At 74.5% G+C, this 25,781-nt stretch carries 20 protein-coding genes; 8 read left to right on the forward strand and 12 right to left on the reverse strand.

What is annotated here, in order from left to right:
• Nucleotides 1-21 precede the first annotated feature (21 nt).
• From RMN57_RS33860 to RMN57_RS33880, 5 genes are all read right to left on the reverse strand, one after another.
• A complete protein-coding gene (locus tag RMN57_RS33860) occupies nucleotides 22-750 on the reverse strand; it encodes an LUD domain-containing protein (RefSeq protein ID WP_313767110.1) in 729 nt (242 codons plus the stop codon).
• Between the two features lie 69 nt (nucleotides 751-819).
• Nucleotides 820-2,214, reverse strand: coding sequence for a lactate utilization protein B (locus RMN57_RS33865; protein ID WP_313768054.1), 1,395 nt, complete (start codon nucleotides 2,212-2,214; stop codon nucleotides 820-822).
• 20 nt (nucleotides 2,215-2,234) lie between these two features.
• Complete coding sequence (locus RMN57_RS33870; RefSeq protein ID WP_313767111.1) at nucleotides 2,235-3,017, reverse strand: (Fe-S)-binding protein; 783 nt, start codon at nucleotides 3,015-3,017, stop codon at nucleotides 2,235-2,237.
• A gap of 177 nt (nucleotides 3,018-3,194) precedes the next feature.
• Nucleotides 3,195-4,409 carry a globin domain-containing protein gene (locus tag RMN57_RS33875; protein ID WP_313767112.1) on the reverse strand — a complete coding sequence of 405 codons (1,215 nt, stop codon included), beginning with the start codon at nucleotides 4,407-4,409 and terminating at the stop codon, nucleotides 3,195-3,197.
• A 148-nt stretch (nucleotides 4,410-4,557) separates the two neighbouring features.
• Entirely contained in the window at nucleotides 4,558-5,001 is a 444-nt protein-coding gene (locus RMN57_RS33880; RefSeq protein WP_313767113.1) for an Rrf2 family transcriptional regulator, read from the reverse strand.
• 316 nt (nucleotides 5,002-5,317) lie between these two features.
• On the opposite strand from RMN57_RS33880, the gene RMN57_RS33885 reads away from it, so the two are divergent.
• From RMN57_RS33885 to RMN57_RS33900, 4 genes are all read left to right on the forward strand, one after another.
• Complete coding sequence (locus RMN57_RS33885; RefSeq protein WP_313767114.1) at nucleotides 5,318-7,234, forward strand: hypothetical protein; 1,917 nt, start codon at nucleotides 5,318-5,320, stop codon at nucleotides 7,232-7,234.
• A 73-nt stretch (nucleotides 7,235-7,307) separates the two neighbouring features.
• Complete coding sequence (locus RMN57_RS33890; RefSeq protein ID WP_313767115.1) at nucleotides 7,308-7,754, forward strand: hypothetical protein; 447 nt, start codon at nucleotides 7,308-7,310, stop codon at nucleotides 7,752-7,754.
• A gap of 298 nt (nucleotides 7,755-8,052) precedes the next feature.
• The gene (locus tag RMN57_RS33895) at nucleotides 8,053-9,975 is read left to right on the forward strand and encodes an AarF/UbiB family protein (RefSeq protein ID WP_313767116.1); all 1,923 of its coding nucleotides are present in this window, start codon (nucleotides 8,053-8,055) and stop codon (nucleotides 9,973-9,975) included.
• A gap of 494 nt (nucleotides 9,976-10,469) precedes the next feature.
• Nucleotides 10,470-11,594 (forward strand): DUF3103 family protein, encoded by a 1,125-nt coding sequence (locus RMN57_RS33900; RefSeq protein WP_313767117.1) that lies wholly within the window; start codon nucleotides 10,470-10,472, stop codon nucleotides 11,592-11,594.
• 135 nt (nucleotides 11,595-11,729) lie between these two features.
• On the opposite strand, the gene RMN57_RS33905 is transcribed toward RMN57_RS33900, so the two are convergent.
• Entirely contained in the window at nucleotides 11,730-11,987 is a 258-nt protein-coding gene (locus tag RMN57_RS33905; protein ID WP_313767118.1) for a hypothetical protein, read from the reverse strand.
• A gap of 127 nt (nucleotides 11,988-12,114) precedes the next feature.
• On the opposite strand from RMN57_RS33905, the gene RMN57_RS33910 reads away from it, so the two are divergent.
• On the forward strand, nucleotides 12,115-12,945 hold the full coding sequence (locus RMN57_RS33910) for a helix-turn-helix transcriptional regulator (RefSeq protein ID WP_313767119.1): 831 nt from the start codon (nucleotides 12,115-12,117) through the stop codon (nucleotides 12,943-12,945).
• Nucleotides 12,942-13,148, forward strand: coding sequence for a DUF397 domain-containing protein (locus RMN57_RS33915; RefSeq protein WP_238864376.1), 207 nt, complete (start codon nucleotides 12,942-12,944; stop codon nucleotides 13,146-13,148). The genes RMN57_RS33910 and RMN57_RS33915 overlap by 4 nt, the downstream gene beginning before the upstream one ends.
• 117 nt (nucleotides 13,149-13,265) lie before the next feature.
• Here RMN57_RS33915 and RMN57_RS33920 read toward each other — a convergent pair whose 3' ends face one another.
• The 3 genes from RMN57_RS33920 to RMN57_RS33930 form a co-directional block, all read right to left on the reverse strand.
• Nucleotides 13,266-14,072, reverse strand: a complete 807-nt coding sequence (locus tag RMN57_RS33920) for a hypothetical protein (protein WP_313767120.1) — start codon at nucleotides 14,070-14,072, stop codon at nucleotides 13,266-13,268.
• A 218-nt stretch (nucleotides 14,073-14,290) separates the two neighbouring features.
• Complete coding sequence (locus RMN57_RS33925) at nucleotides 14,291-15,949, reverse strand: beta-1,3-glucanase family protein (RefSeq protein ID WP_313767121.1); 1,659 nt, start codon at nucleotides 15,947-15,949, stop codon at nucleotides 14,291-14,293.
• A 236-nt stretch (nucleotides 15,950-16,185) separates the two neighbouring features.
• Nucleotides 16,186-17,310 (reverse strand): serine hydrolase domain-containing protein, encoded by a 1,125-nt coding sequence (locus tag RMN57_RS33930; RefSeq protein ID WP_313767122.1) that lies wholly within the window; start codon nucleotides 17,308-17,310, stop codon nucleotides 16,186-16,188.
• A 358-nt stretch (nucleotides 17,311-17,668) separates the two neighbouring features.
• On the opposite strand from RMN57_RS33930, the gene RMN57_RS33935 reads away from it, so the two are divergent.
• On the forward strand, nucleotides 17,669-20,461 hold the full coding sequence (locus RMN57_RS33935) for a M4 family metallopeptidase (RefSeq protein WP_313767123.1): 2,793 nt from the start codon (nucleotides 17,669-17,671) through the stop codon (nucleotides 20,459-20,461).
• 339 nt (nucleotides 20,462-20,800) lie between these two features.
• Here the strand turns inward: RMN57_RS33935 and RMN57_RS33940 are convergent, their stop codons facing one another.
• Together RMN57_RS33940 and RMN57_RS33945 are read right to left on the reverse strand one after the other, a co-directional pair.
• Nucleotides 20,801-22,045, reverse strand: a complete 1,245-nt coding sequence (locus tag RMN57_RS33940; protein WP_313767124.1) for an MFS transporter — start codon at nucleotides 22,043-22,045, stop codon at nucleotides 20,801-20,803.
• 43 nt (nucleotides 22,046-22,088) lie between these two features.
• Complete coding sequence (locus RMN57_RS33945; protein ID WP_313767125.1) at nucleotides 22,089-23,402, reverse strand: MFS transporter; 1,314 nt, start codon at nucleotides 23,400-23,402, stop codon at nucleotides 22,089-22,091.
• Nucleotides 23,403-23,428: 26 nt separating this feature from the next.
• Between RMN57_RS33945 and RMN57_RS33950 the strand changes: the two genes are divergently transcribed.
• Nucleotides 23,429-23,959, forward strand: a complete 531-nt coding sequence (locus RMN57_RS33950) for a CGNR zinc finger domain-containing protein (protein WP_313767126.1) — start codon at nucleotides 23,429-23,431, stop codon at nucleotides 23,957-23,959.
• Nucleotides 23,960-24,008: 49 nt separating this feature from the next.
• Here the strand turns inward: RMN57_RS33950 and RMN57_RS33955 are convergent, their stop codons facing one another.
• Nucleotides 24,009-25,634: an FAD-dependent monooxygenase gene (locus tag RMN57_RS33955; RefSeq protein WP_313767127.1), complete on the reverse strand. Its 1,626-nt coding sequence runs from the start codon at nucleotides 25,632-25,634 to the stop codon at nucleotides 24,009-24,011.
• Between the last annotated feature and the right edge of the window lie 147 nt (nucleotides 25,635-25,781).

The raw sequence follows: 25,781 nt of genomic DNA on the forward strand, positions 1-25,781 counted from the left end.
CGCGCCGGCCGCCCGGGGCCCTCAGCCCTCGGTGACCAGCACCACCTCCAGGGTGCGCGGGCCGTGCACGCCCTCCACCCGGTCCAGCTCGATGTCGCTGGTGGCGGAGGGGCCGGAGATCCAGGTCTGCGGCCGGCGGGGGTCGAGCCGGGGGAGCGCCAGCGGGACGGACGCGACGACCTGCTCGGGGGCCAGCACGACGCAGACGTGGTGGTCCGGGACGAGGCTGAGCAGGCGCCGCCCCTGGCCCGGCCCGGCGTCCAGGACGAGCGTGCCGGTCTCCGCGACGGCCAGCGCGCAGCCGGTCAGCACGCTGTCGACGGTGTCCAGGCGGGCGGCGGTGAGCGTGCCGTCGTCCGGCACCGGCTCGGTGCTCCGGACGGCGGCGAGCCAGCCGGGCGGCAGGTCGGCCGGGACGGCCACCGTGCGGGCGCCGCGGGCGTCGAGCAGCCCGGCGACCGTCTCGGGCAGGTGCGCGGGGGTGCAGCGGTGGACGAGGGCCCGGTAGTCGGCGAGGTTGCGGTGGAGCAGGTCCAGCAGCGCGGCCGGATCGTCGGCGGGGACGTGGCTGCGCAGGTAGTCGCGGGGGACGGGCGGCCCGGCCGGTGCGGTGGCCCGGCCGTCGCCGGCCCGGGCGGTCGGTGCGGCAGGGCCGTACAGGGCGGCGCGGATCCGTCCGAGGACCAGCTCCCGCGAACCCCTGGCGTGCGCGGCGCTCGTCCCCGGCCCCGTCGTCCCCGGCTCAGTCATGCCCGGCTCCTCATGCCCGATTCCCTCACGTCCGGTGCCCTCATGCCCGACTCCCCCTGCCCGACTCCCTCACGCCCGGTTGCGCCGCCACCAGTCGCGGAACGGCTCCGCGGGCACCTGCGGCAGGTCCCGGGTGTCGGTCCAGGCGCGGCCGGGCCCGGGCAGGCGGCGCGGGTGCAGCCGCCTGCTCCGGGCGAGCGCGCGCTCGGCCGCGGCGAGCAGGGCCGGACGGTCCAGTACGTACCCGGCGGCCGCGACGGCCGCGCGCTCCAGCCGGTGCCCCGGCCGGCGGGCGACCTGCTCGCGCAGGTGGACCAGGACCTCGGGGATGTCGATCGCCACCGGGCAGACCTCGTAGCAGGCCCCGCAGAGCGAGGAGGCGAACGGCAGCGAGGCCTCCACCGCACCCGCGGTGCCGCGCAGTTGGGGGGTCAGGACGGCGCCGATCGGCCCCGGGTAGACCGAGCCGTAGGCGTGGCCGCCGGCCCGCTCGTAGACCGGGCAGACGTTGAGGCAGGCCGAGCAGCGGATGCAGCGCAGCGTCTGGCGGCCGACCTCGTCGGCGAGGGCGGCGGTGCGCCCGTTGTCGAGCAGCACCAGGTGGAACGCGGACGGGCCGTCGCCCGCCGTGGTGCCGGTCCACAGCGAGGTGTACGGGTTCATCCGCTCGGCGGTGGAGGAGCGGGGCAGCAGCTGGAGGAAGACCTCCAGGTCCCGCCAGGTCGGCACCACCTTCTCGATCCCGACCACCGAGATCAGCGTGCGCGGCAGGGTCAGGCACATCCGGCCGTTGCCCTCGGACTCGACCACCACCAGGGTGCCGGTCTCGGCGACGATGAAGTTGGCGCCGGAGACGGCGACTTCGGCCCGGAGGAACTTCTCGCGCAGGTGCAGCCGGGCCGCCTCGGCGAGTTCGGCGGGTGCATCGGTCAGCCCCTCGGGCGCCGGGCGGCCCCAGGCGGCCATCCGTTCGGCGAAGATCCGCCGGATCTCGCCGCGGTTGCGGTGGATCGCCGGCACCAGGATGTGCGAGGGCCGGTCGTCGCCCAACTGGACGATCAGTTCCGCGAGATCGGTCTCGTACGCGGTGATCCCCTCGGCGGCGAGCGCCTCGTTGAGGCCGATCTCCTGGGTGGCCATGGACTTGACCTTGACCACCTCGTGCTCGCCGGTCGCGCGGACCAGGGCGGTGACGATCCGGTTGGCCTCCTCGGCGTCGGCGGCCCAGTGCACGGTGCCGCCCGCCGCCGTCACGGCCTCCTCCACCTGGACGAGGTAGTGGTCGAGTCGGCGCAGCGTGTGGTCCTTGATCGCCTTGCCGGCGGCGCGTAGCTGCTCCCAGTCGGCCAGTTCGGCGACGGCGCGGGCCCGCTTGTCGCGGATGGTGTGGGTGGCGTGCCGCAGGTTGGCGCGCAGCCGCGCGTCCCGGGTGGCGCGGGCCGCGGCCTCGGGGAACGCGGGCATGCCGAGGAAGGTGCCGGCGCTCAACCGAGGTCCTCTCTTTCGGGCCCGGGCGTCCAGGGATCGGACTCGGTGCTGGCGAGGATCTCTGCGAGGTGCAGCGGGCGCAGCGCGTCGCCGCGGCGGCGCAGCGTCCCGTCGAGGTGCAGCAGGCAGGAGTTGTCGGCGCCGCAGAGCACCCGGGCGCCGGTGGCGAGCGCGCTGCGGATCTTGTCCTCGGCCATCGCGGCCGAGACGGCCGGGTTCTTCACGGCGAAGGTGCCGCCGAAGCCGCAGCACTCCTCGGCGCCGGGCAGTTCCACCAGCTCCAGCCCCTTGACGGCCCGCAGCAGGCGCAGCGGCCGCTCACCGAGGCCGAGGACGCGGAGCCCGTGGCAGGACGGGTGGTACGTGACCGGGTGCGGGAAGTACGCGCCGACGTCCTCGACGCCCAGCACGTCGGTCAGGAACTCGGTCAACTCGTACACCCGGGGCGCCAGTTCGCCGGCGAGGTCGGCGAGGGCGGTGCCCCGCCCCTCGGCGGCGGCCCGGGCGCCGATCCGGGGGTAGTTGTCGCGGACCATGGCCACGCACGAGCCGGAGGGGGTCACCACGTGGTCGTAGCCGGCGAAGGCGCGGGCGGTGCGCCGCAGCAGCGGCTCGCAGGCGCGCCGGTAGCCGGTGTTGAACTGCGGTTGTCCGCAGCAGCTCTGGGCGGTGGGGAAGTCGACCTCGACGCCGAGCCGTTCGAGCAGCCTGACGGTGGCGATCGCGGTGGACGGGTGGAGCGCGTCGTTGACGCAGGTGGCGAAGAGCGCGACGCGCACCGGTCCTCCCTGCGTCCGTGGCGGGCCGCTCGGCGGGCCGCGGTGATCGTGGGTGATCGTTCCGGCGTGATGCTACCGAGCGGGCCGCTCCGGCGGGAGGGTGCCGCGCCGCAGGGACGGCGCGGCACCCGGGGCCGGCGTGGTCCGGCCGGGGCCCCCGGCCGGACCACGGACCGGTCAGGCGTCCTGGCCGAGCCAGAGGTCGGGACCGAAGACCTCGTAGTGGATGTCCGCCGCCGGCACCCCCGCGGCGAGCAGCTGCGCCCGCACCGAGCGCAGGAACGGCACCGGGCCGCAGAGGTAGGCGGTGGTGCCCGCCGGGACTGGCACCGTCGCGAGGTCGACCAGGCCGGTGCGCTCCTGCGGCCACGCGCCGAGCGGCTGCTCGTAGAAGACGTGGGCGGAGGAGTTCGCCAGCTCGGTGGTGAGCCGGCCGAGCTCGGCGCGGAAGGCGTGCGAGAGCTGGTCGCGGTCGCCGTGGACGGCGACGACCGTCCGGGTGGAGCCGGTGGCGGCGAGGTGGGCCAGCATGGCGGTCATCGGGGTGTTGCCGATGCCGGCCGAGGCCAGCAGCACCGGTCCGTCGCCGTCGGCGAGGGAGACGTCGCCGAGCGGCGGGGCGACCTCGATCACATCGCCGGGGTTCAGGTGCGCGTGCAGGTGGTTCGAGACCTCGCCGGCCGGCTCCCCGGAAGCGCCGGCGCCCGCCCGCTTGACGGTGAACTGGAGCGCGCCGTCCGGGTTTCCGGAGAGGCTGTACTGGCGTATCTGCCGGGCGCCGTCCGCCATCGTGGCCCGCACCGAGACGTACTGGCCGGGGCGGGCGGGCGGCACCGGGCCGCCGTCGGCCGGGCGGACCAGGAAGCTGACCACGTCGTCGGTCTCCTGGTAGCGGGCCACGACGGTGTACGGGCGCCAGAGGTCGTCCGGGTCGCCGCCCTGGGCGGCGGCGGCCTCGGTGCGCAGCCGGTCCTCGACGGCGATCAGCGCGTTGGCCATCAGCCAGTACACCTCGTCCCAGGCGGCGGCGACCTCGGGCGTCACGGCCTCACCGAGCACCTCGACGATGGCGGCGAACAGGTGCTCGTGGACGATCTTGTACTGCGCGTTGCTGATGCCGACGGAGACGTGCTTGTGCGCGATCCGGGCGAGCATGGCGTCGGGCCGCTGGTCGGGGTGGGCGATGAGGGCGGAGGCGAAGGCGGCTATCGAGCCGGCGAGCGCCTGGCGCTGGGTGCCGTTGGCCTGGTTGCCCCGGTTGAACAGGTCGCGCAGCAGCTCCGGGTGGGCCGCGAACATCTTGCCGTAGAAGAGCGGGGTGATGTCCCCGATCGCCCCGCCGACGGCGGGCAGGGTGGCTTCGACGACCTCGGCGGACTTGGCGGACAGCATCAGCGAGCTCCAAACTGGTATCTGAGATTCGCATTTTCGGCCGTGCGGTTGCACGGTCGCGTCTGTGGGGTGTGCGCGTGCCGTCGTGCGGTGCTGCGGTGGTGCGTCCCGGTGGTTCAGGCCGGGGCGGCCGGTGGGGGTGGCCGGGTCAGTCGGCCGGTCTGCTGGTGAGGCTCAGCAGCACGGGTCCCGTGGGGGAGGACACGAGGTCGCCGATCGACAGCGGGTCGAGCGTCGCGAAGAACGCCTCCTGGGCCGTGCGCAGTGCCCCGCGCAGGCGGCAGGCCGCCCGGAGCGGGCAGGGCGGGTCGTCCTCGCAGCCGACCACGTCGCCGACGCCCTCCAGCTCCCGGAGGAGCAGGCCGAGCGAGCCGGTCCGGCCGGCGAAGGTGAGCGACAGCCCACCGCCGCGGCCGCGCCGCGCCTCGACCACGCCGAGGTGCTGCAGTCGGCTGACCACCTTGGCGGCGTGGGTGTAGGGCACGTCGACCGACTCGGCCACCTGGCGGGTGGTCGGAGCCGCGTCCTCGTCGAGGACCGCCAGCCGCATGGCGATGCGGAGGGCGATGTCGGTGCTCTTGGTCAGCCTCACGCCTCGAAGACTAGCTAATGCGACTCCTGGAATCCAATTTCCTGCACGCGCTCGGCCGGGTGCCCGGTCGAGCGTCCGGTCGGGTGGCGGCTCGACCGGAGGGCCGGCCCCGCGGCGGCGGGGCGTGCTCGAACCGTTATCGGCGGGATGTGAAAACATCCCTATCTGACTCATGGTCAACTGCTTTACTGGCGGCGCTCATTGGCAGGTCCCACTCATGGTCGCAGTCTCGGGGGATGTCATGGATCACACGCCACCGCAGCCACCGCCGGTCCCTCCCGTACCGCCCAGACCGGGCCTCCCGCCCGGGCCGCCGATGGGGCCGCCCCCACCCAGCGGCGCGTCGTACCCCGCTGCGCCCGTTCCGCCCGCACCACCCGCTCCGCCCGCACCACCCGCTCCGCTCCTGGGCGCCGCCCGGCCGTCGGCTCCGCCCTTCGGCGGCCCGCCGGCCGACGCCGGCGCGCAGCCGCTCCCCGCGACGCCCGAGAACCTGCGCGGCCAGGCCGGCCCGGCCCCGTCCGAGGCGACCCGCTACCTCTGCGCGGCCGCCTGGCTGGACCGGGGCTTCCGCGCTGCGCTGATCGAGGAACTGGTCGAGCAGTGCTACCGGATCCCGGCCCCCTCCCCGGGGACCGACCTGGTCCGCGTCCTGCACGAGGCGCTGACCGCCCGGCGCTGGGAGGCCTGGACGGGCGCGGCGTTCCTCACCGTCCTGGCCGCCGGATTCCTGCTCCTCGGTGCGGTACCGGCGGGCATCGTGCTGCTCGTGGTCCTCGTCCTCGTCCTGGTGGCCGGGTTCCGCGAGGACCGGATGGACCACCGGATCGGCCTGACCGCCGAACGTCTGCTGATGGTGACGGCCCCACGGGCCGGCGGCCTGGCCCGGAGCCTGGCGACCGGGGCCAAGGCGCTGGTCGTGGTCGTCGTCGTGTTCGTTTCCCTGTCCTACCTGAGCCAGAACGGCGCCGGCTGGGGCGACCTGGGCTGGGGCGACGGGTACGGCAGCAGCGGCGATGACTGGTACAGCGGGCTGGTGGGGGGATCCGCTACGGAGGGAGCCGTCCTGCTGCCGGTCGCCGTCGAACTGGCCGCACTCTGGCTGATCGCGGCCGGCCTGCGGTTCGCCATGCGCCGCCGGCTGGCCGGGCCCGCACTGACCGGCGGCAAGCCCGGCGGCCCGCCGCCGCAGCCGCACGGCCGGCGCGAGGCCTGGATCTACCGGCGGCTGCACGAGCAGCAGAGCGGCCCGGAGCTGCTCTACCGCCGCCGGGCGCCGCTGGTCGGGCTGGGGATCGCGGGCCGCGCCTGGCGGATGACCTTCGAGCTGCGGCCCTCGGCCGAACGGACGGCCCAGGGGCGGGCCGTCGAACCGCTCGACGCATCCGCCCTCTACCGGGCGATGGCCGCGCGGGTGCGGCAGCTGGCCGAGGACACCGCCTACCCGGACGACCCACTGCGCGGACTCTCCGTCACCGACCGGGTCTTCCGTCCCGGCCTGCGCAGCGACGCGCCCCGGCACTGGCGCGGCGCGATGTCCGCCCGGGCGGGCGACCGGCTGCTGCTCGAACCCGCCTGGGCCGACCTGCTGGGCCGCTCCGGCCACGAACGGCTGCGCCACTACCTGGCGATCCGGGTCGGCTCCTGGCAGGAGGAGGTGGTGGTCACCGTGCTGGTGCGCACCACCACCCGCGGCGGACTGCTCTACCTGGAGTGGCTGCCGTACGTGCTGCCGCCGGTCGGCCGGGGCTACCACGTCGTCGACCACCTCGGCCGCGACTCGGCGTCCGCGGACGCCCGCAACGCCCTCGGCTGGGCCGCCCGCCGGCTCGGCGACGACATCGTCGTCGCGGTCGGGCAGTTGAGCCGGTCGCGGGCCTCTCGCGCGCGTGCCGCCCGGTACCACCGCCACTACGGAGAGCTCACCCGGGCGGGCCGCGCCGTGGACTTCGCGCCCCGGATGAGCGTGCGCGAGCTGGGCGCGGGGAGGGAGTACCAGAACATCTTCCAGGCGCACGACGTGCAGCGGTTCCTGGACACCGTCACCCAGCGGGTGTTCAGCGCGGTGGGGGACGAACTGCGGGCACGGGGCTACGACAGCGGCGCCTTCGAGCAGCAGTCGCAGAGCATCACCAACATCAACAACGGCGGCGTCCAGGTCAACAGCAGCTCGGTGCACGGCCCGGTCGCCGGAGGCAGCGGTTCGTCGGTGGACATCGGCACGGCCAAGTAGTTCCGGGGCGGGGAGCGTCAGGGCGGGGTACGGCCGGACGGGCACCGTCGGGCCGCCGACAGGAGGAAGACACATGGACCAGCAGCACGCGGGCGACAACGGGAACCCGGTGGGCCCGCCGCCGGGCGGCAACTGGAACAGCGGCGGTGTCCAGGTCACGGGCGGCAGCACCGTGCACGGGCCGGTCGCCGGCGGCCAGGGTGCCACCGTGCGGATCATCATCGGCGGCCCTCCCGCCGCCGGGCCCGCCGGCCCCGACGGCCTGCGGGCGGCAGCCGAGCAGCTGCGGGCCGCACTCGCCCGGATCCGCGCCGAGCAGCCGGACACGGTGGCACCGGAGGACGCCGAGGACGCCGACGCGGCCCTGGCCGAGATCCTGGCGGAGACGGACCGGGAACGGCCCCGCGAGGGCGTCCTCCGCCGCCGGGTCGGTACCGTCGTCGACGCGCTGCGGACGGCCACCCTGTTGGCGGCCGCGGTGGCCGGGCTGGAGAGCGCCTTCGCCGCCCTGCTCGGCTGACCGGGCCGGCGGTGAACGGCGTCCGCCGCCGCGCTCACCCGGCCGGCAGCCGTCGTCCACCGCCCCCGCCGCTCCGCCGCCCCGCCGTCGGCGTCGTGACGGAGCGTCAATCCCTTGCCGGGTGATCCGCCCCGGAGCGATCGCGGGCCGGAGGGCGGTGGCATGATGGGCCGTTCCCGACCACGTGGTCGGGGTGCAAGGGGATCGCAAGGGGAGTACGCCGACCCGCTCGCCGGAGCGCCGGTGCGGCGGACGCCGGCCGTACCGGCGGGCGGACGGGTGACGGGGGAACACGCACGTGTGGATCATCGGCATGCTGGTCGGCGGATTCGTGCTGGTGGTGCCGCCCGCGCTGCTCGGCCGGCGGCTGCTCGGGATCGAGGCGAGCCTGCCCAGGGCCGTCCTCGCCGGGCTGGTCGGCATCTCCACCGCCGGAGCCCTGCTCGGAGCCCACCTGCAGCGGGACGACCAGCGGCTGGTGCTGAGCCCCGTGCTGCTCGGCATCGCGCTGCTGGTCGCCATGGTGACCCTGGTCGTCCTCGACCTCGCGGCACCCGCGGGCAGCGTCCGCCCGTTCTCCTGGCCGCGTTCGCTGCGCGACCGGCTCGCCCGGATGCGCCGCTACTCGCGGATCGTCCGCATCGCCGGCCGCCACGGCCTCGGCCCGTACCTGAGCGGTCGCGGCCGGGGTGACGGGACGCGGCACGAGCTGCTGGCCCAGGAACTGCGCCAGGCACTGCAGGCGGGTGGGACGACCTTCGTGAAACTCGGCCAGGTGATGTCCACCCGCCGGGACCTGCTGCCCGCCCCCTACGTCGAGGAGCTCAGCAGCCTCCAGGACCGGGTGCCCGCCGCGCCCTGGCCGGAGGTGGAGCGGGAGCTGGTCGCCGCGCTCGGTGCCGCCCCGGAGGAGGTCTTCGCCGAGTTCGACCACCGGCCGCTCGCCGCCGCGTCCATCGCCCAGGTGCACGCCGCCGTCCTGCCGGACGGCACCCGCGTGATCGTCAAGGTCCAGCGGCCGGGTGTGCGCGAGCTGGTCGAGCGCGACCTCGACATCGTCGGCCGGCTGGCCGTGACCCTGCAGACCCGCACCGACTGGGGCCGCAGCCTCGGGCTGGTGGACCTCGCCAAGGGCTTCGCCGTCGCGCTGCGCGAGGAGCTGGACTTCCGCGTCGAGGCGCGGAACATGACGGCCGTCCGCCGGGCCGCCGCCGCCCGGCGCGACGACAGCGTCGCCATGCCCGTCGTGCACGAGGCGCTGAGCACCGAACGCGTCCTGGTGATGACCCGGATCGACGGCACCCCGCTCGGCCAGGCGGAGCCCCGCGACGAGAAGCACGGCCGGGAGCTGGCGGACACCCTGTTCACCGCGTTGCTCAACCAGATCGTGCGCGACGGCGTCTTCCACGCCGACCCGCACCCCGGCAACATCCTGCTCCAGCCGGACGGCCGGCCGGCTCTGCTGGACTTCGGCTCCGTCGGCCGGATCGACCCCGGCCTGCGGGACGCCATGGGCGGCCTCTTCCTCGCCGTGGACCGCGCCGACCCGGCCGCACTGCGCGACGCCCTGCTGGACGTCACCGACCGCCCGGAGGACGTCGACGAGCAGCGCCTGCAGCGCGCCCTCGGCCAGTTCAGCGCCCGCCACCTCGGCCACGGCTCGACGCCCGACGTCCAGATGTTCACCGACCTGTTCCGGCTGGTCACCGACTTCCGGCTGGCCGTGCCGCCGGAGATCGCCGCCGTCTTCCGCGCCCTGGGCACCCTGGAGGGCACCCTGCTGCGCCTCAGCGCCGGGTTCGACATGCTGGCGGCCTCCCGCTCCTTCGCCGCCGACCGGCTCGCCGACCAGCTCGGACCGAGCAGCGCCCGGCAGCTCGCGCAGGACGAACTCCTCGGCCTGCTGCCGGTGCTGCGCCGCCTGCCGCGACGGCTGGACCGGATCGGCAGCGCCCTGGAGGAGGGCAGGCTCGCGGTGAACGTCCGGTTGCTCGCCGACCCGCGCGACCGCCGGGTGGCCGGCGAACTGCTCAGCCGGGTGCTGCTGACCCTCCTCGGGATCTTCTTCGGCGTCACCGGGGTGCAGTTGCTCGGCCTCAAGGGCGGTCCGATGGTGACGGACGACCTCGGGCTGTACGCGCTGATCGGGTACCACCTGCTGGTGCTCTCGGCGGCGGTGGTGGTGCGCACGGTCTACGTGCTGAGCCGCCCGCTGAGCTGAGGCCGGTGGGGGCGAGCGGGCCGCCACGGCGGGGCCCGGCACCCGGCGAGGGTGCGCCCCGGCGGAGTGCCGGCCCGCGCCCGCCGTTCCGGTCCCGGCCCGCCGACCGGGGTGAGCTCCGCGCTGTTCCAAGTCCCCACGTGCGAACGAGGTCTGAGCCGTAGATTGAACGCAACGGCTCATCGCACGCCTCTGCAGTCACGACCTGGCATCGGCCGTATCGCTGGCGGCAGGCGGCATCGCGATGGCGATGCCGTTCTACTTCCTGGCGCGGCTTCTGCGCGTCGGTGAACTGCGCAGCCTGCCAGGGCTGGGCTGACTCCGGCACCGTGGGCCCTCGGAGGACACCGAGGGCCCACGGGGCTCACCCCGCACCGATGGAGAGTGTTTTCCGAACAGCTTCTTGATGCGTGGTCGGCTGCTGACTTTACTTGACATGGCGTCGTCCAGGACGGGGCCGGTTCCCGCACCTTCCGAGTCAGGAGGACAACCACATGGCGCTCTCCCTCTCCCGGTTACGGCGTAGCACCGTCGCGGTCGCGGCACTGTCGCTGGCCGCGCTGACGGCCGGTCAGGCCGCCGCCGTGCCGGCTCCCGCCCCCGCGCCGGCCCGGGCCGCGCAGTCCACGGGCCGGGTCGCCTCGATCGAGGACCAGGTCGCCCGCAGCCTGGCCAGATCCCTCACCGACGCGACCTGGCGCTCCCGGGTGCGCGCCGCGGCCGACGCGGCCGGCACCGGGCTCGCCCCGCTCGCCGCCGCCACCGACACGCCCGCCGCCCACTCCCTCGCCGAGACCGCGGCCGACGCCGACCGCCGGATCGCCGCGGCCAAGGGCCTCGACGCCGGCCTCGGCCCGCTGCTGCGCGTCCAGTTGGCCGACGCGTCGATGCGGGCGGCCCTCGACGCCGGTGCCACGCCGCTGGTGGCCACCGCCGTCGCCGACGACCACGCCCGCACCGTCCGCGCCTACGACACCGCCGGCCGCGTCCACACCCTCGACGCCACCACGGTCCCGGACCGGCCGGTCTACCTCGTCGACATCGACGCCTCGAAGGCGATGGCGGCCGGCGTCGACGTGCTGCGCAAGGAGTTCACCGCGCGGGGCCTCGCCGGTGCGCAGGCCGCGGGCGGCTGGTGGGCCACCAAGATCGACAGCATCGAGGTCTCCGACGACCAGGAGCCGTGGTTCAAGGGCGCGGCCGAGATGTTCAGCCTGGTCACGGGCTTCGGGCAGGACGGCAAGGTCCGGGTGGACTCGGTCGCCATGCCCTACCTGCGCTACGACGGCACGGTGTACAACCCCAACCAGATCCTGGTGAACTGGTCGAACTACAAGTACAACCTGGCCGACGTGGTCCTGATGGAGGACGACGGCGACACCAACTACCTGGCCCTCGCCCAGGCCGTGGCCGCGGTGCTGCTCACCATCGCCGATCAGGGTGCCTACGTCCCGCTGGTCAACGCGGTGCTCGCCGCCCTGCCGAGCTCCTGGTGGACCGACGACCCGGACTACGTGGAGTCCTGGTACACCCTGGCCCGGACCAGCTCCGGCCGCCTCAACGGCGCCACCGGCAACGGCTGGATGACCGTCGCGCCGTACTGGGTGGAGCAGTTCTGAGGTAGTGCGCCACCCGGCGGTCGCTCCCGCGCCTTCGAGGCGCGGGGCGGCCGCCGTCCGTCTTCCGGCGCCGTCACGCCCGGCGGGTGGCGGCCTGGTGGCGGCCGTAGCAGGCCGACAGGCCGGCGATGACTCTCACGCCACCGTGTCGTTCGCGCGTGGCCGGCTGGGGTGCTGGACGACCAGGTAGCGGGGGCGTTCGAGCCGCTGGACGTACTCCGGGCCGGTGGTCCACTCGCAGCCGCCGGGCTCGGGCCGGAGGTAGGCCAACCCGTTGAGGGTGTCCATGTAGACGCCCTCGGTGGGGGCGCCCGTGGCGTTCCGGTGCGCGAGGTCCCGGACGACCTCACCCACCTTCGGTGCGTACGCGGGCATACGGGGGCAGCTGGGCATGTTGTCTCCCATGGTCGCTCTGAGTCCCGGATCTCTCACCGGATGTAGCCATGGTGGCCCGGTGGGACGTACGATGGCCAGGGTTCCACCGTTGACCAGTTGGTCATGTGAAAGGTCTTCAGTTCTCATGGAACAGACGACAGTTGATGTCCTCTCCTCGCCGGCGATCCGATTCGGGCAGGAACTCCACAGGTCGCGGCGGGCGCGGGGCTGGTCCCAGGTCGGGCTGTCGAAGCGGATGGGGTACTCCAACACGTTGGTGTCGTACGTCGAACGAGCGAAGCGTGCTCCAACAAAGAACTTCGCTGTTAAAGCCGACGAGGTGTTCGAGACGGGTGGGACGTTCTACGAACTCTGGCGCCGGCACGCCAAAGCGAGTCTGCTGGAGGGCTTCCCCGAGTTCGCCGAAGCCGAGGCCCGGTGCCGTCGGCTGCGGGAACTCGCCCTGACGATCGTCACGGGCCTCTTCCAGGTGCGCGAGTACGCCGAGGCGCTGGCCTACGCGGCCGTCCAACGTGGAGCGATCACCCAGTCGGCGGCGGACCAGCGGGTCGACTTCCTGGCCGCCCGTCAGCGTCTCCTGGAGCGGACGAAGCCGCCGCTGATCCACGTGGTGCTCGACGAGAGCTGCCTGGTCAGGACGGTCGGCGGAAAGGCCGTCATGCTTCGGCAGCTCGACCACATCGCGGAGCTCGCGGCGAGGCCGAACATCACCGTCCAGGTGGCGCCCTTCCACCTGGGCGAGCACCTGCCCTTCAAGATGCCGGTCACCTTGCTCGACCTCCCGGACGGCTCGGTCGTCGGCTATGCCGAGTCACACGCTCGCGGCCATCTGGAGCGGAAGCGAGAAACGATCACGGCATGGGAGAGGGAGTACGATCAGCTGGTGGTGGAAGCCCTGCCCAAAGCGGCATCCCTGGCACTGATCCACAAGGCTCGGAAGGAGCTAGCCCCATGAACCCCGACCTGTCCGGTGCGTCCTGGGTCAAGTCCTCGTACTCCGACAACGGCGGCCAGTGCGTCGAAATCTCCGCGAGCCTTCCCGGCGTCGTCCCCGTCCGTGACTCCAAGGACCCAGAGGGACCCGCTCTCGTCTTCCCGGCCGATGCCTGGCACTCGTTCATCGCCGGTGTCCGGACGGGAGAGTTCGGCACCGACTGACACTCCGGGCCGTGCCGGTCTCCGTCGGCAGGTGCGGCAAACGGCCGCCCTCGTGAACCACGAGGGCGGCCGATCTCCGGTGACCTACTGGTCGCTGCCCTGGGCTGAGCCTGGTGGTCAGGCCTTCCGGATGTTGTACGCGACGCCGCTGCCGGCGCAGCTGCCGGTGCTCTGTGAGCCGGTGACGACCCACCCGGCCGGGATGGGCGAGAAGGAGCAGACGGTGGCGTAGGTCTGGGTGGTGATCTTGGCGAGGGTGTAGGCGACCCCGGTGCCGGCGCAGCCGCCGCTGCTGTAGGAGCTCGTGACGACCCACCCTGCCGGGATCGGCGACATCGAGCAGACGGTGGCGTAGGTCTGGTTGGCGGTGTTGGCGAGGGTGTAGGCGACGCCGGTGCCGGCGCAGCCGCCGCTGCTGTAGGAGCTGGTGATGACCCACCCTGCGGGGATGGGGGACATGGAGCAGACGGTGGCGCGGGTCTGGTTGGCGGTGTTGGCGAGGGTGTAGGCGACGCCGGTGCCGGCGCAGCCGCCGCTGCTGTAGGAGCTGGTGATGACCCACCCTGCGGGGATGGGGGACATGGAGCAGACGGTGGCATGGGTCTGGTTGGCGGTGTTGGCGAGGGTGTAGGCGACGCCGGTGCCGGCGCAGCCGCCGCTGCTGTAGGAGCTGGTGATGACCCACCCTGCGGGGATGGGGGACATCGAGCAGACGGTGGCATGGGTCTGGTTGGTCACATCGGCAATGGTGTACGCGACGCCGGTGCCGGGACAGCCGCTGCTGCTGTACGAGCTCGTGACGACCCACCCCGTGGGGATGGGGGAGTTGGAGCAGATGGTCGCGCTACCGGTGAGTCGCTGCGGGGCCGCCTGTGCTTGCGCGGCGGCGGTCATCATGCCCAGGAGCATGAGCACGACCGTCACCAGGTGAGGTATGCGGTTCCGTACGGTCTTCAAGGCGGGCCTCAAATCTTCTCGACGCTCTACAGCCACGCTGGTGTGGCCGAGGTGAACGGTTGGCACACTGTCCCTTCACCTCGCTGAGATGGTGTCAGAGTTGCCCCCGGGCCACCAGTGGCCCCTGGTACCGGCGGCGCGAAGTCCGCGTGAAGAGGATCTCCGGGCGGGACGCGGGTCGCGCCCTAGTCGAACGTGAACCAGTTGAGGTTGACGAAGTCGGCGCTCTGGCCGCTGGCGAAGGTGAGGTACACGGTGTGCGTGCCGGTGGTCCGGGCGATGTCGGTGGGCACCGTCCGCCAGCTCTGCCAGCCGCCGGTGTTGGCGACGGTGAAGCTGCCGACCGGTGCGGCGGTCGGGCTGTCCAGCCGCACCTGGACCAGTCCACTGACCCCGGGCGCGGAGCCGGAGGCCACCCGGGCCTGGAGCCGCGTCGCGCCGGAACTGCCGAAGTCCACGCCGGCGTAGCCGAGCCAGTCGCCGTTCGAGATCCAGCCGACGTCCCGGCCGCCGCCGGTGTCGCCGCAGTTCTCCACTGCGGTGCCCGACTGTGAGCTGTAGGACTCGGCCTGGATGGTGCCGAACGCGCTCGTCCCACCCCCGGGTTGTGGCGACGGCGTGGGGTCGGCCGGGCCGTGGCCGCCGCCGACCGTGACGGAGAACAGGCGCGGGCTTGCCGACTGCACCCTGCCCTCGAAGTCCACGCCGGCCGGGTGGACGTCGTCGTAGGGGAACGCGTAGCCGAGGTGGTCGGGGTTGGCCGCGTGCAGGATGCGGGCGTAGTGGTTGGTGCGTGCTGCGGTGTAGAAGGCGGCCGGGTTCTCGCCGTTCGGCTGGTGCGGATTGTCCAGCAGGGTGGTGCGGTTGAGGGCGGCGGCGAGCCGCGCGCTCAGGTTGCCCATCAGGTCGTTGCCGGTGGTGAACGGCGCCGAGCTGCAGTTGAAGACGGCGGCGGTGGAGGGCTGGGCGAAGCCGCCGACGCCGGGGAAGGTGAGCACGCCGTTGCCGACCCGGCCGGTGACGGTTCCCCAGCCCGCCTGGGTGTCGATCACCAGGTCGGTGTTCCGGTACTTCTGCCACACGGCGGTGAGGTAGCTGTCCAGATAGCCGTTGAACAGCGACGGATTGGCGCTGATCGCCGTGTTGGGGCTGAGGATGCGCAGCGTTCGGCCGGCGGAGTCCGGGACGATCAGCCGGGCCCAGTCGCCGCCGTCGACGGCGGCCTGCGTACGCAGTGCGGTGGCGGCGGACTCCAGGCCGCCGGCGGGCAGGCCGCTGACGCTCTGCCGCCCGTCGCCGGTGGTCAGGTCGAACGCGATCGGGACGGCGGCGAAGTCGACGTAGCTGATGTTGGCGTACAACTGGTCCGGCCCGTAGGTGAATTCGCAGAATCCGTAGGACGTACCGATGTTGGGGTCGCTCGGGTTGCTCACCGAGGGCAACGCGATGCCCGGGCCCGGGTTGATCCGGAAGACCAGCTCGCGGCCGACGGAGAAGTAGATCCGCCCGCTGGAGAGGTAGGGCAGGTGGATCCGCCGCGGGGCGCCGCCGGCAGTGCCCAGCGCGATGGCACAGTCCGCACCGAGCGGCGCACCCGGCGAGGCGGGGGAGGACGGGTGGTAGAGCGTGCTGCCGTCGGAGCGAAGGAAGGCCCAGCTGTTGCCCTGCGCCGGGTCGAGGCCCAGGACGTAGGCGTAAACCGGCTGGGACGACACGGTGTTGGCCAGGTCGACGTCGAGCCGTTGCGGCGTGGTGCTGCCGTCCGCGGTCTGCGAGAGGGCGAAGAGTGTGGGCGCGGTCAGGGCCGCGACGGAGGCGCCGAGCATGGTCCGACGAGTGATCACGAGGGCTCCGGGGGCGTGGGGGTGGGTTGGCGGCGCGGACTGCACCGCCCAGCCGTCACCCTCCCGCCCGGGCCCGGACACGTCAATGTCTGAAACCGTAAGTGGCCCTTAAGCCTGATTGTGTTGATTTCTTGAAGGCTGGGGTGGCCTGGCCTGGCCTGGCCCGGCCTGGCCGGAGCCGGTGGTGGCCCGGCCGAGGAGCGCTGCTCGGCCGGGCTGCCTCTTCCGTCATCCGGTCAGCTGCAGAACTCGGCCTCGGCGAGTCCGAGCTCGCCGGTGAACCAGTCGGCATTGACGTTGAACGCCACTGCGTGGCCGCCGTCCCGGGTGGTCAGGGCGAGGGTGGAGGAGCCGTGGATGCCGCCCTCGTGGCCCCAGACGGTGACGCCGCAGGAGAGCGTCGCGCCGCCGATGCCCAGCCCGCGCTTGGCGTCGGCGCCGCCGCCGAGCATTTCGTCCAGGGCGGCCTTCGGGAGGAGCCGTCCACGCATCAGTGCGGAGAGGAAGCGGGTGAGGTCGTCGCCGGTGGAGATGATCTCCCCGGCCGCGCCGCCCCAGGAGGGGTTCAGTTCGGTGGTGTCCACCGGCGGGGTCGTACCGCCGGCGAGCGTGGAGTAGCCGCGGGCGTGCGGTCGGGGCAGGCCGGCGGCGGTGCCGGGCAGGCTGGTGGCGGAGAGTCCGAGCGGCCGGATGATCCTGCGTTCGATCTCCTCGCCGTAGGGGTGCCCGGTCACCCGGGCGATGAGCATTCCGGCGAGGACGAAGTTGGTGTTGGAGTACTGGCGCTGCGCCCCCGGGGGGAACTGCGGCGGGTGTGACATCGCGATCCGCACCAACTCCTCCGGGCGGTAGGTGTCGTAGCGGTGCGCGAGGAAGGCCGGGGTGAACAGCAGCTCGGCCAGCCCCGGGTCCTCGTCGTAGCTGAACAGGCCGCTGGTGTGGGCGAGCAGCTGCCGAACGGTGATCCTCGACCCGTCGTTCCCGTTGCCGCCGACGACGCCCGGCAGCCACTTCTCCACGGTGTCGTCGAGGTCGAGCCGCCGCTCGGCCTGGAGTTGGAGCAGCACGGTGGCGACGAAGGTCTTCGTCACGCTCCCGATCCGGTACCGCTCCCTCGGTGAGCGCGGCTGCGCCGTCGAGGTGTCGGCCACGCCGACGGCTGCGGACCAAGTCCCTTGCCCTGTGCGGGCCGTGGCGATCACGCCAGGCAGGTCCTCGGCCCGGAGCGCCGCCCCCATCGCCGTCCTCGTCGCGCCGTGACCGGCGCCGCCGGCCGCCGCCGGTAGCGCCGTCCCCACCACCAGCGCCGATGCGGCCGCAGCCGCGGCCACCGTGCGCCGGATCGTCCTGCTGAGAGCCATCGTGTCTCCTGAGGTCCGTAGGCCTCGTCCCCCGCCCCCGTGTTCAGGAGGACGATGCGCCGCAGCCGGACGGTTGCGGAGGCCGCCGGCTTGCCTGGAACTCGTCGGAACGTGCCGGGACGGGCCCGGTGATCGGCCGTGGGGCCTTCCTCGGGAGGTGAGGACGGGGCGCCGATCGACTGCATATGCAGTCGATCGACATATCCAGATCGATGGCCTATGTTGATGCGCATGGCGGACCGCCGGCTCCGGAGAACGGACGAGCCGTGGGGGTGGGCGTCCACCGTGCACGTGTGGTCCGGCAGGTCGCCGGACCGTCAGATTCCCTGGGAGGACCGCAGTGCATCACCGTTCCCGCATGCCCGGACCCAAGCTGCTCGGTGTCGCGATCGCCGTGGTGCTCGGCCTCGGTGTGGGCGTGCCACCGGCGTTCGCCGGGCCCGCGGCCGGGCCCGCCACCGGACCGGCCGGGGCGCCGTCGGCCGACGCCGACCCGGTGCCGGGGCTGGTCGCCGGGTCGGAGACCACCGCTCCGCAGCTGGTCACCGGCCTGGCCGACGCGGCCCCCGGCGACAACCCGGCCGACGCGGCCCGTGCCCACCTGGCCGCCCATCAGGACCGCTACCGGGTCGACCCCGCGCAGCTCGCCGAGGCCGGTACGGAGCGCGCCGCCGACGGCCGGCGCACCGTCAAGTTCGACCAGCAGCACGGCGGTGTACCGGTCTTCGGGGCCAGGTACCTGGTCCACCTGGTCGGCGAGGGCGCCGGACAGCGGGTCGAGTCGGTCGGCGGCAAGTTCTTCACCGGCCTCACCGTCCCGACCGCGCAGACCGTGCCGGACGACGTACTGCGCCGGCTCGCGGTCGACGCGAGCCAGGATCCGGCGGCGCGCGTGGGAGCCGCCGCCGAGGACCACGGCCTGGTGGTGCTGCCCGGTGGCGCCGGCCGGCTCGCCCGCCACTTCACCGTGCGCGGTACCGACCCGGCGATCTGGGCGGCCAAGGCGCGCGAGGTGTTCGTGGACGCCACCGTCGGCGAGGTGGCCCTCAGCTACGAGGTCCGCGCGCCGTACCTGCTCGGCGACTCCTCCGCCAAGTCCGTCGCGCCCTCGGCCAAGGCGGCCGCACCCTCCGCCGGGGCCGCCGGCGCCGAACCCGCCACCGGCACCGCCCCGGACGCCCTCGGCCGCCCCGCCCAGGTGAACATCGGCCGCCTCCCGGACGGCACCTACCAGCTCGTCGACCTGACCCGGCCCGCCGCCATCACCACCTACGACGCGGCCGGGCGGGACGTCATGGACTTCAGCCGCGCCCTGCCCGCCGACGCCCGCCCCGCCGCCTCGGCGAGCCCCGACTTCCCGGCGTCCACCGGCACCAGCGGCGCCACCGACGCCCACCTCAACGCCGCCGCCGTGTACGACTTCTACCGCGACCGCCTGGGCCGCGACGGGATCGACGGCAAGGCCGGACCGATCACCTCCGTCGTCAACGTCACCAGCTCCGGCGAGCCGCTGGAGAACGCCTACTGGGACGGCCAGAAGATGATCTACAGCGGTGGCAGCGAGAAGCGCCACCCGTTCTCGGTCGCGCGTGACGTCGCCGGACACGAGATGACCCACGGGGTCGTCGGGCACACGGCGGGGCTCGTCAACCTCGGCCAGTCCGGCGCGCTCGACGAGGCCGTCGCGGACTACTTCGGCAACGCGATCGAGGTGACCAGCCGCGGCATCCCGATGACCGACCCGAGGGCCGCGCTGCTCGGCGAGGACCTCTGCCGCACCGGCACCCCGGAGGCCTGCGCCGACCGGCGGATGGACGACCGCCGCACCACCGTCGCCGACTACGTCGGTGCGCCGGCCGGTGTCGACAGCGGCGGCGTGCACCTCAACTCCACCATCTTCTCGGGCGCGTTGTGGGACATCCGGCGCTCCCTCGACCCGCTCCTCGCCGACCGCCTGGTCTACCGCGCGCTCGCCGAGTACCTCACCCCGCTGGACGACTTCGTCGACGCCCGCAACGCGGTGCTCGCCGCCGGCCGCACGCTCGGCCTCAGCCGCGCCCAGCTCCACACCGTGGCCGGCGCGTTCGACGCGCACGGGATCAAGGACGGCTGGCAGCGGCGGATCGGCGTGGACAGCCGCCCGCTGCTGCGCGAGCTCTCGACCGAGAGCGTCGCGCCCGACGTCGCCGCCGGCCGCTGGGTCGCGGCCACCGCGGGGAAGGGCGCCACGGGCAGCATGGCCGTGCACGCGGGAGCCGTCAGCGGTTCGGCCGAGCCCGTCCGGCTCAGCCCGGAGGACGGCCGCTCGCACGGCTGGCCCGCCACCGACGGCACGTCCGCCGCGTGGGTGGCCATGGGCGTGGGCGCCGACGGCACCTGGGGCATGGAGGTGCTGGCCCGGCCGCTCGACGGCGGCGCGGTGCGCAGCGTCCACCGCGCGCCTCACCAGTTCGTCAGTGACGTGCGGATCTCCGGGGGCGACGTGGCCTTCGTGGCGAACGACTTCGCCGCCGGGCAGAGCGGGCCCGCACTGTCCCGCAACGGCGCCCCGGCGGTGCGGATCCCGCTGCCGGACGGTCACCGTGCCTCGGACCTCTCGCTCAAGGACGGCCTGCTGGCCTGGACGGAGAGCTGGCAGGTCGGTGAGCGGACGGTGAGCGCGCCGACCGTCTACTCGATCGCCGCCGGCAAGGTCGTCGCCCAGTACGTGGTGGACGACGCGAACGCCGCCGCGCCCGGGACCACCGTCGGCAGCACCCGCCTCGCCGGTGGCCGGCTGCTCTGGGTGGAGACGCCCGGCGACCGGGCGAAGGGCAGCGCGATCCGCTCCGGCGCCCTGGACGGGTCCGGCGTGACCGACATCCTGCCCGGCGGCGCCGCGGAGCCGCGCCGGATCACCACCCTCACCGCCTCCGACCGGGCGGTCACCTTCGGCACCGCCGGTGGCCGGGTGACCGGCAGCACGAAGAACGCCGACCTGCCGAAGCTCTGGCAGCTGCCGCTCACCGGCGGTACGCCCGAGCGGGTCTCCTGCAACCGGGGCGGCCAGTACGCCCCGGCGGCCGACCGGGGCACCCGGGTGGTCTGGCTGGACGCCACGGCCGGCCGCACCGATCTCGTCGTGCGCGAGCGCGCGGCCGGCACCTGCTGACCGGGCGCCGGCTGCCCCGGGCACCGTTGCGGGGCGCCTGACCGGGGCACCCCTACCGCGCCCGCCCCCCCGGGTCTCCCGCCCGGCCGCCGTACCCCCGTGGCGGCCGGGCGGGTTCCGTGCTTGCCCCTGCCGGTTGTCCCCGGGCCGACGATGCCGGGACGCACATGGCCCCGGTCCTCGCCCGGAGGCGCCGGTGCCGTTGCGGCCCCGGCGCCGCAGCGGCCCCGGCCTCGCGGGCTGCCCCGTGCGGACCGGCAGGGTGAACCGACCGGGTGAACCGCCGCGCCGTCACGAGGCCGAGCCGGTCCGCGGACACGGCCTGCGCCCCGTCCGGCCCTACGCCCGGACCCTCGCGGCCGTCGGAACCACCACCGCCGGACCGGGCGGCGCGGCGGCGCCGGGCCGTCCCGTCAGCCTGACGGCGAGCGGTGCGGCGAGGCCGGTCAGTGCCAGCAGCGCGCCGACGACGTACCAGCCCGGGCGGCCCCAGGTGAGGCAGAGCGCGATCAGCAGGCCCGGCCCGACCGCCTCGGCCAGGCCCGCACCGAGGCCGAACACACCCTGGTACTGGCCGGTGGCGTGCTCCGGAGCCAGCGCGAAGGAGATCTCGAAGCCGCCGGCGGCGTGCCAGAGTTCGCCGACGGTGTGGATCACCACCGCGGTCAGCACCAGCGCCGCGGCGGCCCACGCCGGGGTGCCCGCGGAGAGCGAGAACAGGGCGCAGGAGAGCTGGAACGCCACGCCCGCCCGGCGGTAGGCCCGCGCACCGGCCACCGGGGAGGTGATGCCCCGCCCGGCCCGGACCTGGCAGCCGACCACCAGGGCGGTGTTGACCAGCATCGAGCCGGCGACCAGCCAGCGCGGGGCGGCCGTGGCGGCGACCAGCCAGAGCGGGACGGCCACCGTGAGCACCTTGAACTGGATCGCCATGACGCCGTCGATGGCGGTGAGCAGCAGGTAGCGCCGGTCGCGCAGGGCGATCCACCGCGGGCCGCCGCCGCCGGGCCCGGGGGTGACCGGCGGGAGCAGGAGGATCACCGCTGCGGAGGCGGCGAAGGCGGCCGCCGTACCGAGCACCAGGAGCCGGTAGGCGGCGGGGGTGCCGGTCTGGACGGCCCAGCCGGCCAGCAGGGCGCCGAAGGAGACGCCGACGTTGGTGACCGCCCGCAGGTAGGCACGGAATTCCTGGGGCCGCTCGCCGCCGTACCGCCGGATGACCGGTCCGCGCGCGGCGAGCCCGGCGGCCTGCGCACCGGCGGCGGCGCAGACCGCGAGGACGAACGGCCAGAAGCTGTCGGCGGCGAGGAAGGCCAGTGTGGCGAGCGCCCGCACGGCCAGGGTGGCCGTGTAGACGCCGCGGGCGTCGCGGGTGTCGGCGAGTCGACCGGCGGCGACGCCCACCGCGAGGGCGAGCAGGCCGGCGATGCCGAGCCCGAGGCCGACCTGGCCGGCCGGCAGGTGCGCGGCCTCGGTGAAGTAGAGGACGCCGGCGGTCAGGTAGAGGCCGCTGCCCATGGTCTGGACCAAGTTGGAGGCGGCGACGACGCGTTGGGGGCCGGCTTCCGGGAGGAGACGGGGCATGACGGGGCTCCGGTTCTGGAGGGGGAGGGGGGTGGCTCCGGGCTCAGGCGCCGGTCGGGCGGCGGCGCTCGGTGCGGGCCGTGACGGCCAGGGCCGCGGCGGTGAAGGCGGCGAGCAGGCCCCAGGCGAGGGCGAAGCCGTGCGTGGCGTCCCGCAGCAGGCCGAGCAGGGGCGGGGCGGAGATGACGGCGACCTGGTTGACGGCCATGGCCACGCCCAGGGCGAAGCCGGTCCGCTCCGGCGGCGCGGACTCGGCCACGTACGCGACCCAGGGGCCGTACCAGCCGAGGCCGAAGAACCCCAGACCGACGAGGAGCAGGCACGCGGCGACCGCCGAGTCCCCGAGCGGGGTGGCCAGCGCCGCGGATGCGGCGGTCGCGGCCGCCATGCAGGCCATGACGGTGGCGTAGCGCCCGCAGGTGCGGCGGTCGCTCCAGGCTGCGAGGGAGATACGGCCGACCACGCCCGCACCCTGCGCGGCCACCAGGACGAGCGCCGCCGCCCCGGGGCCGAGCCCGGCCGCGTCGTGGAGGTGCAGCACGGTCAGCACGAGTACGCCGCTCTGCACCGCGACCAGGCTGGTCCCGGAGAGCATGATCCTCGCCATGGCGGGCTCGCGGACCGTCCGCAGCCGCTCGCGGAGCCCTCGACCCGGCGGAGCCCGCCGGACGGGCGGTGCGTCGACGAGCCGACCGGCCGGAGACGCGGCCGCGGGCCGGCCGGGCGGCGGGCGGTAGAGACCGGTGAAGACCGCCGCCCCCAGGAGCGCGACCAGCCCGCCGCACAGCAGCGTCGCCCGCCAGCCGAACGCCTCGGCCAGCACCGGCTGGACGGCCGCGGCCAGGGCACCGCCCAGCGGCAGACCCGCCTGCCGGATGCCCATCGCGAGCCCCCGCCGGGACGGGTCGAACCAGCCCGCCACCGACTTGCTGCCGCCGGGCTGTGCCGTGCTGTAGCCGACGCCGACGACCACCAGGGCCAACAACAGGGCCGGGTAGCCCGGCGCCGCGCTGCCCGCGAGCAGGCCGGCCGCGACCACGCAGGCCCCGGCGCCGACGATCCAGCGCTCGCCGTAGCGGTCCAGCAGCTCGCCGGCCACCAGCAGACCGACCAGCGGTACCGCCTGGGCCGCCGAGAGCAGCAGCCCCAGCTGAGCGGCGCTCAGGTCGAGGTCGTGCCGGAGCTGCACGCTCGTCGCCCCGATGCCCTGGACGAAGAAGCAGGAGGCGACCTGGGCGAACGTGGCGACGCCGAGCACGGTCCACCGGTATCCCGGCCGGGCAGTGCGGCCGCGGTGACGATCCGTCATTACGGCTTCCGTGGAGGGGTTCTGCGCCACGACGGGGGGCTGTGTCATGCCGATCAGCGTGCTGTAATGCCCTTGTGCACCTCAACCCTTACGGCGCGGACGCCGTCAACCTCGCCGCCGAGCTGGCCAACCGTCGCCCGACCGGCGCCGAGGAGCTCGCGGACCGCTGCCGCGCCGCCGGGCTGACCCTGGAGCACGCGGTCGGGCCCGAGGACCTCGACCAGGCCTTGTCCGCCGTCGACGCCTGGGAACGCGTGGTGGACGCCGCTCCGGGGAGCGAGCGTGCCGAGCGGCTCAACCGGATGCTCGCGGAGGCCTCCGCCCACCCGCGGCTGACCGACCACGCCGAGAGCGGCTGGCACCTGCACTACCGCGACGGGCACCAGCCGCTCGGCGCCGTGCTGTTCTCGCTCTTCGCCGTCGGCACCGCGCTGCACCTGGCCGGCCGCGGCATGGACCGGCTCGGCCGCTGCGCCGTGGAGGAGTGCACCGTGATCTTCGCCGACACCTCCCGCACCGGGCGCCGGCGCTACTGCTCGCAGCGGTGCGCCAACCGTGACGCCGTCCGCCGCCACCGGGCCCGGAGCGCACCGGTGCGGGCCTGACCCACCCGGGCCCGCCCCACCGTCGCCCGGGCCCGCCCGCGGCCCGTCGTCAGCCGGTGGCGAACGTGCGGCGCAGGCAGGTGGCCAGGCGTTCCGGGGTCGGCGGGGCGAAGCGGCCGGCCAGGTACCCGTCGGGTCGGACGAGGAAGGCCTCCCCGGGGCGGGGCCGGTACGCGGCGGCGAACCCGGCCGCGGCGTCGCGCACGGACGGCAGCCGCCACTGCGGCGCCGGTGCGCCGGGGGCGAGCACCGCGTAGACGTCGAGCTGCCCGTGGGCCGCGGAGAGGGCGGCGACCGCGCAGGTGGTGACCTGGTCGTCGGGGGCGCCGGGGTCGACGTGGAACAGCAGGGTGTGCCGCGGGCTGCGCAGCAGGTCGAACAGGCGGACCGGGTACGTCGCCAGCTCGCCCTCCAGACCCCGGCAGTCCGGCGCCCGGTCGCCCGGCGCGGGGCCGGCGGGTGCGGCGTCCGCGGCCTCCGGGGACGGCTCGGTCAGCGGGCCGTCCGGGTACCCGACCAGCAGCTGCGCCTCCCGCTGCAGCACCGTGTCGAGGTCCTCGGCATCGGCCGGGACGCCCGCCGCCCTGGCGTGCCGGACGGTCCGCCCGACCACCTCCTCGCCGACCGGGTGCCGCTCGGCGTGGTAGCTGTCGAGCAGGCCGTCCGAGCCCAGCCCCCGCACGGTGAGCGCCAGCTTCCAGGCGAGGTTGTAGGCGTCCTGGATGCCGGTGTTCATGCCCTGGGCCCCGGTCGGCGGGTGGATGTGCGCGGCGTCGCCGGCCAGGAGGAGGCGGCCCGCCCGGTAGCGCTCCGCCAGGCGGTGACTGATCCGGAAGGTGGACGACCAGCGCAGCGAGGAGGCCTGGGCCGGCTGGGGGGAGAGCCGGTCGAGCACGGCCTGGATGTGTCGCAGCTCGGGGGTCCGGCCGCCCTCCAGTCCGTGCTGCACACCGTCGGCCGGGTCGGTGGCCAGCTCGTCCGGCACCGTCATCGACATCCGGTAGCGGCCGCGCCCCGGGAGCGGGATGCAGACCAGCACGTCGTCGACCCGACCCTCGCCGTCGTGGTGCGTGGACCGGATGCCGTACCCGGGCGGGAGGTCCCAGTCGACCTCGACGTCGCCCAGCATGTACTGCTCGGGGAAGGCGTCGCCCTCGAAGCCCAGCCCGGCGGCCTTCCGCACCGGGCTGTGGGCACCGTCGCAGCCGACCGCGTAGCGCGCCCGCACCTCCCGCGGCCCGTCCGGGCCGCGCAGCCCGGCCCGGACGTGGTCCGCGTCCTGCTCCAGCGAGACCAGCTCGGTGCCGCGCTCGACGCGGGTGCCGAACCCCGCGAGGTGTTCGGTGAGCAGGCGCTCCGTCGTGTACTGCGGGAGCGCGGCGAAGCAGTACGGCACGTCCGGCGGCAGGACGAGGTCGATCCGCGGGCCGGGTTTCCCGTCGGAGAAGAGGAGCTGGCCGCGCATCGGCACGGCCTCGTCGAGCGCCGCGCGGACCAGGCCCATCGTGTCCCAGACCTCCATCGTGCGCGGCTGGACGCCGACCGCCTTGGCGTAGTGCTGCGGGGCGGCGAGCCGGTCCACGATCCGGCAGTCGACGCCGTGGCGCCGCAGCTCGGCCGCGGCCGTCAGCCCCACCGGGCCCGCGCCCACCACCAGCACGTCGATCTCGTCCATGGCCGCTCCCGGGGGCTCGTCCGACTCCCTCCAGGCTGCGCCCGACCGGCGGCGGGCCGCCACCGGTGGCCGGTGGCCGGTGGCCCGGTCGGAGGCCCTGGACGCGTCCGTGGCGCGGTGAACGGCGGACCCACCCGTCCGCGTCAG

This window comes from Kitasatospora sp. CM 4170 (assembly GCF_032110285.1).
Taxonomy (GTDB): Bacteria; Actinomycetota; Actinomycetes; order Streptomycetales; family Streptomycetaceae; genus Kitasatospora; species Kitasatospora aburaviensis.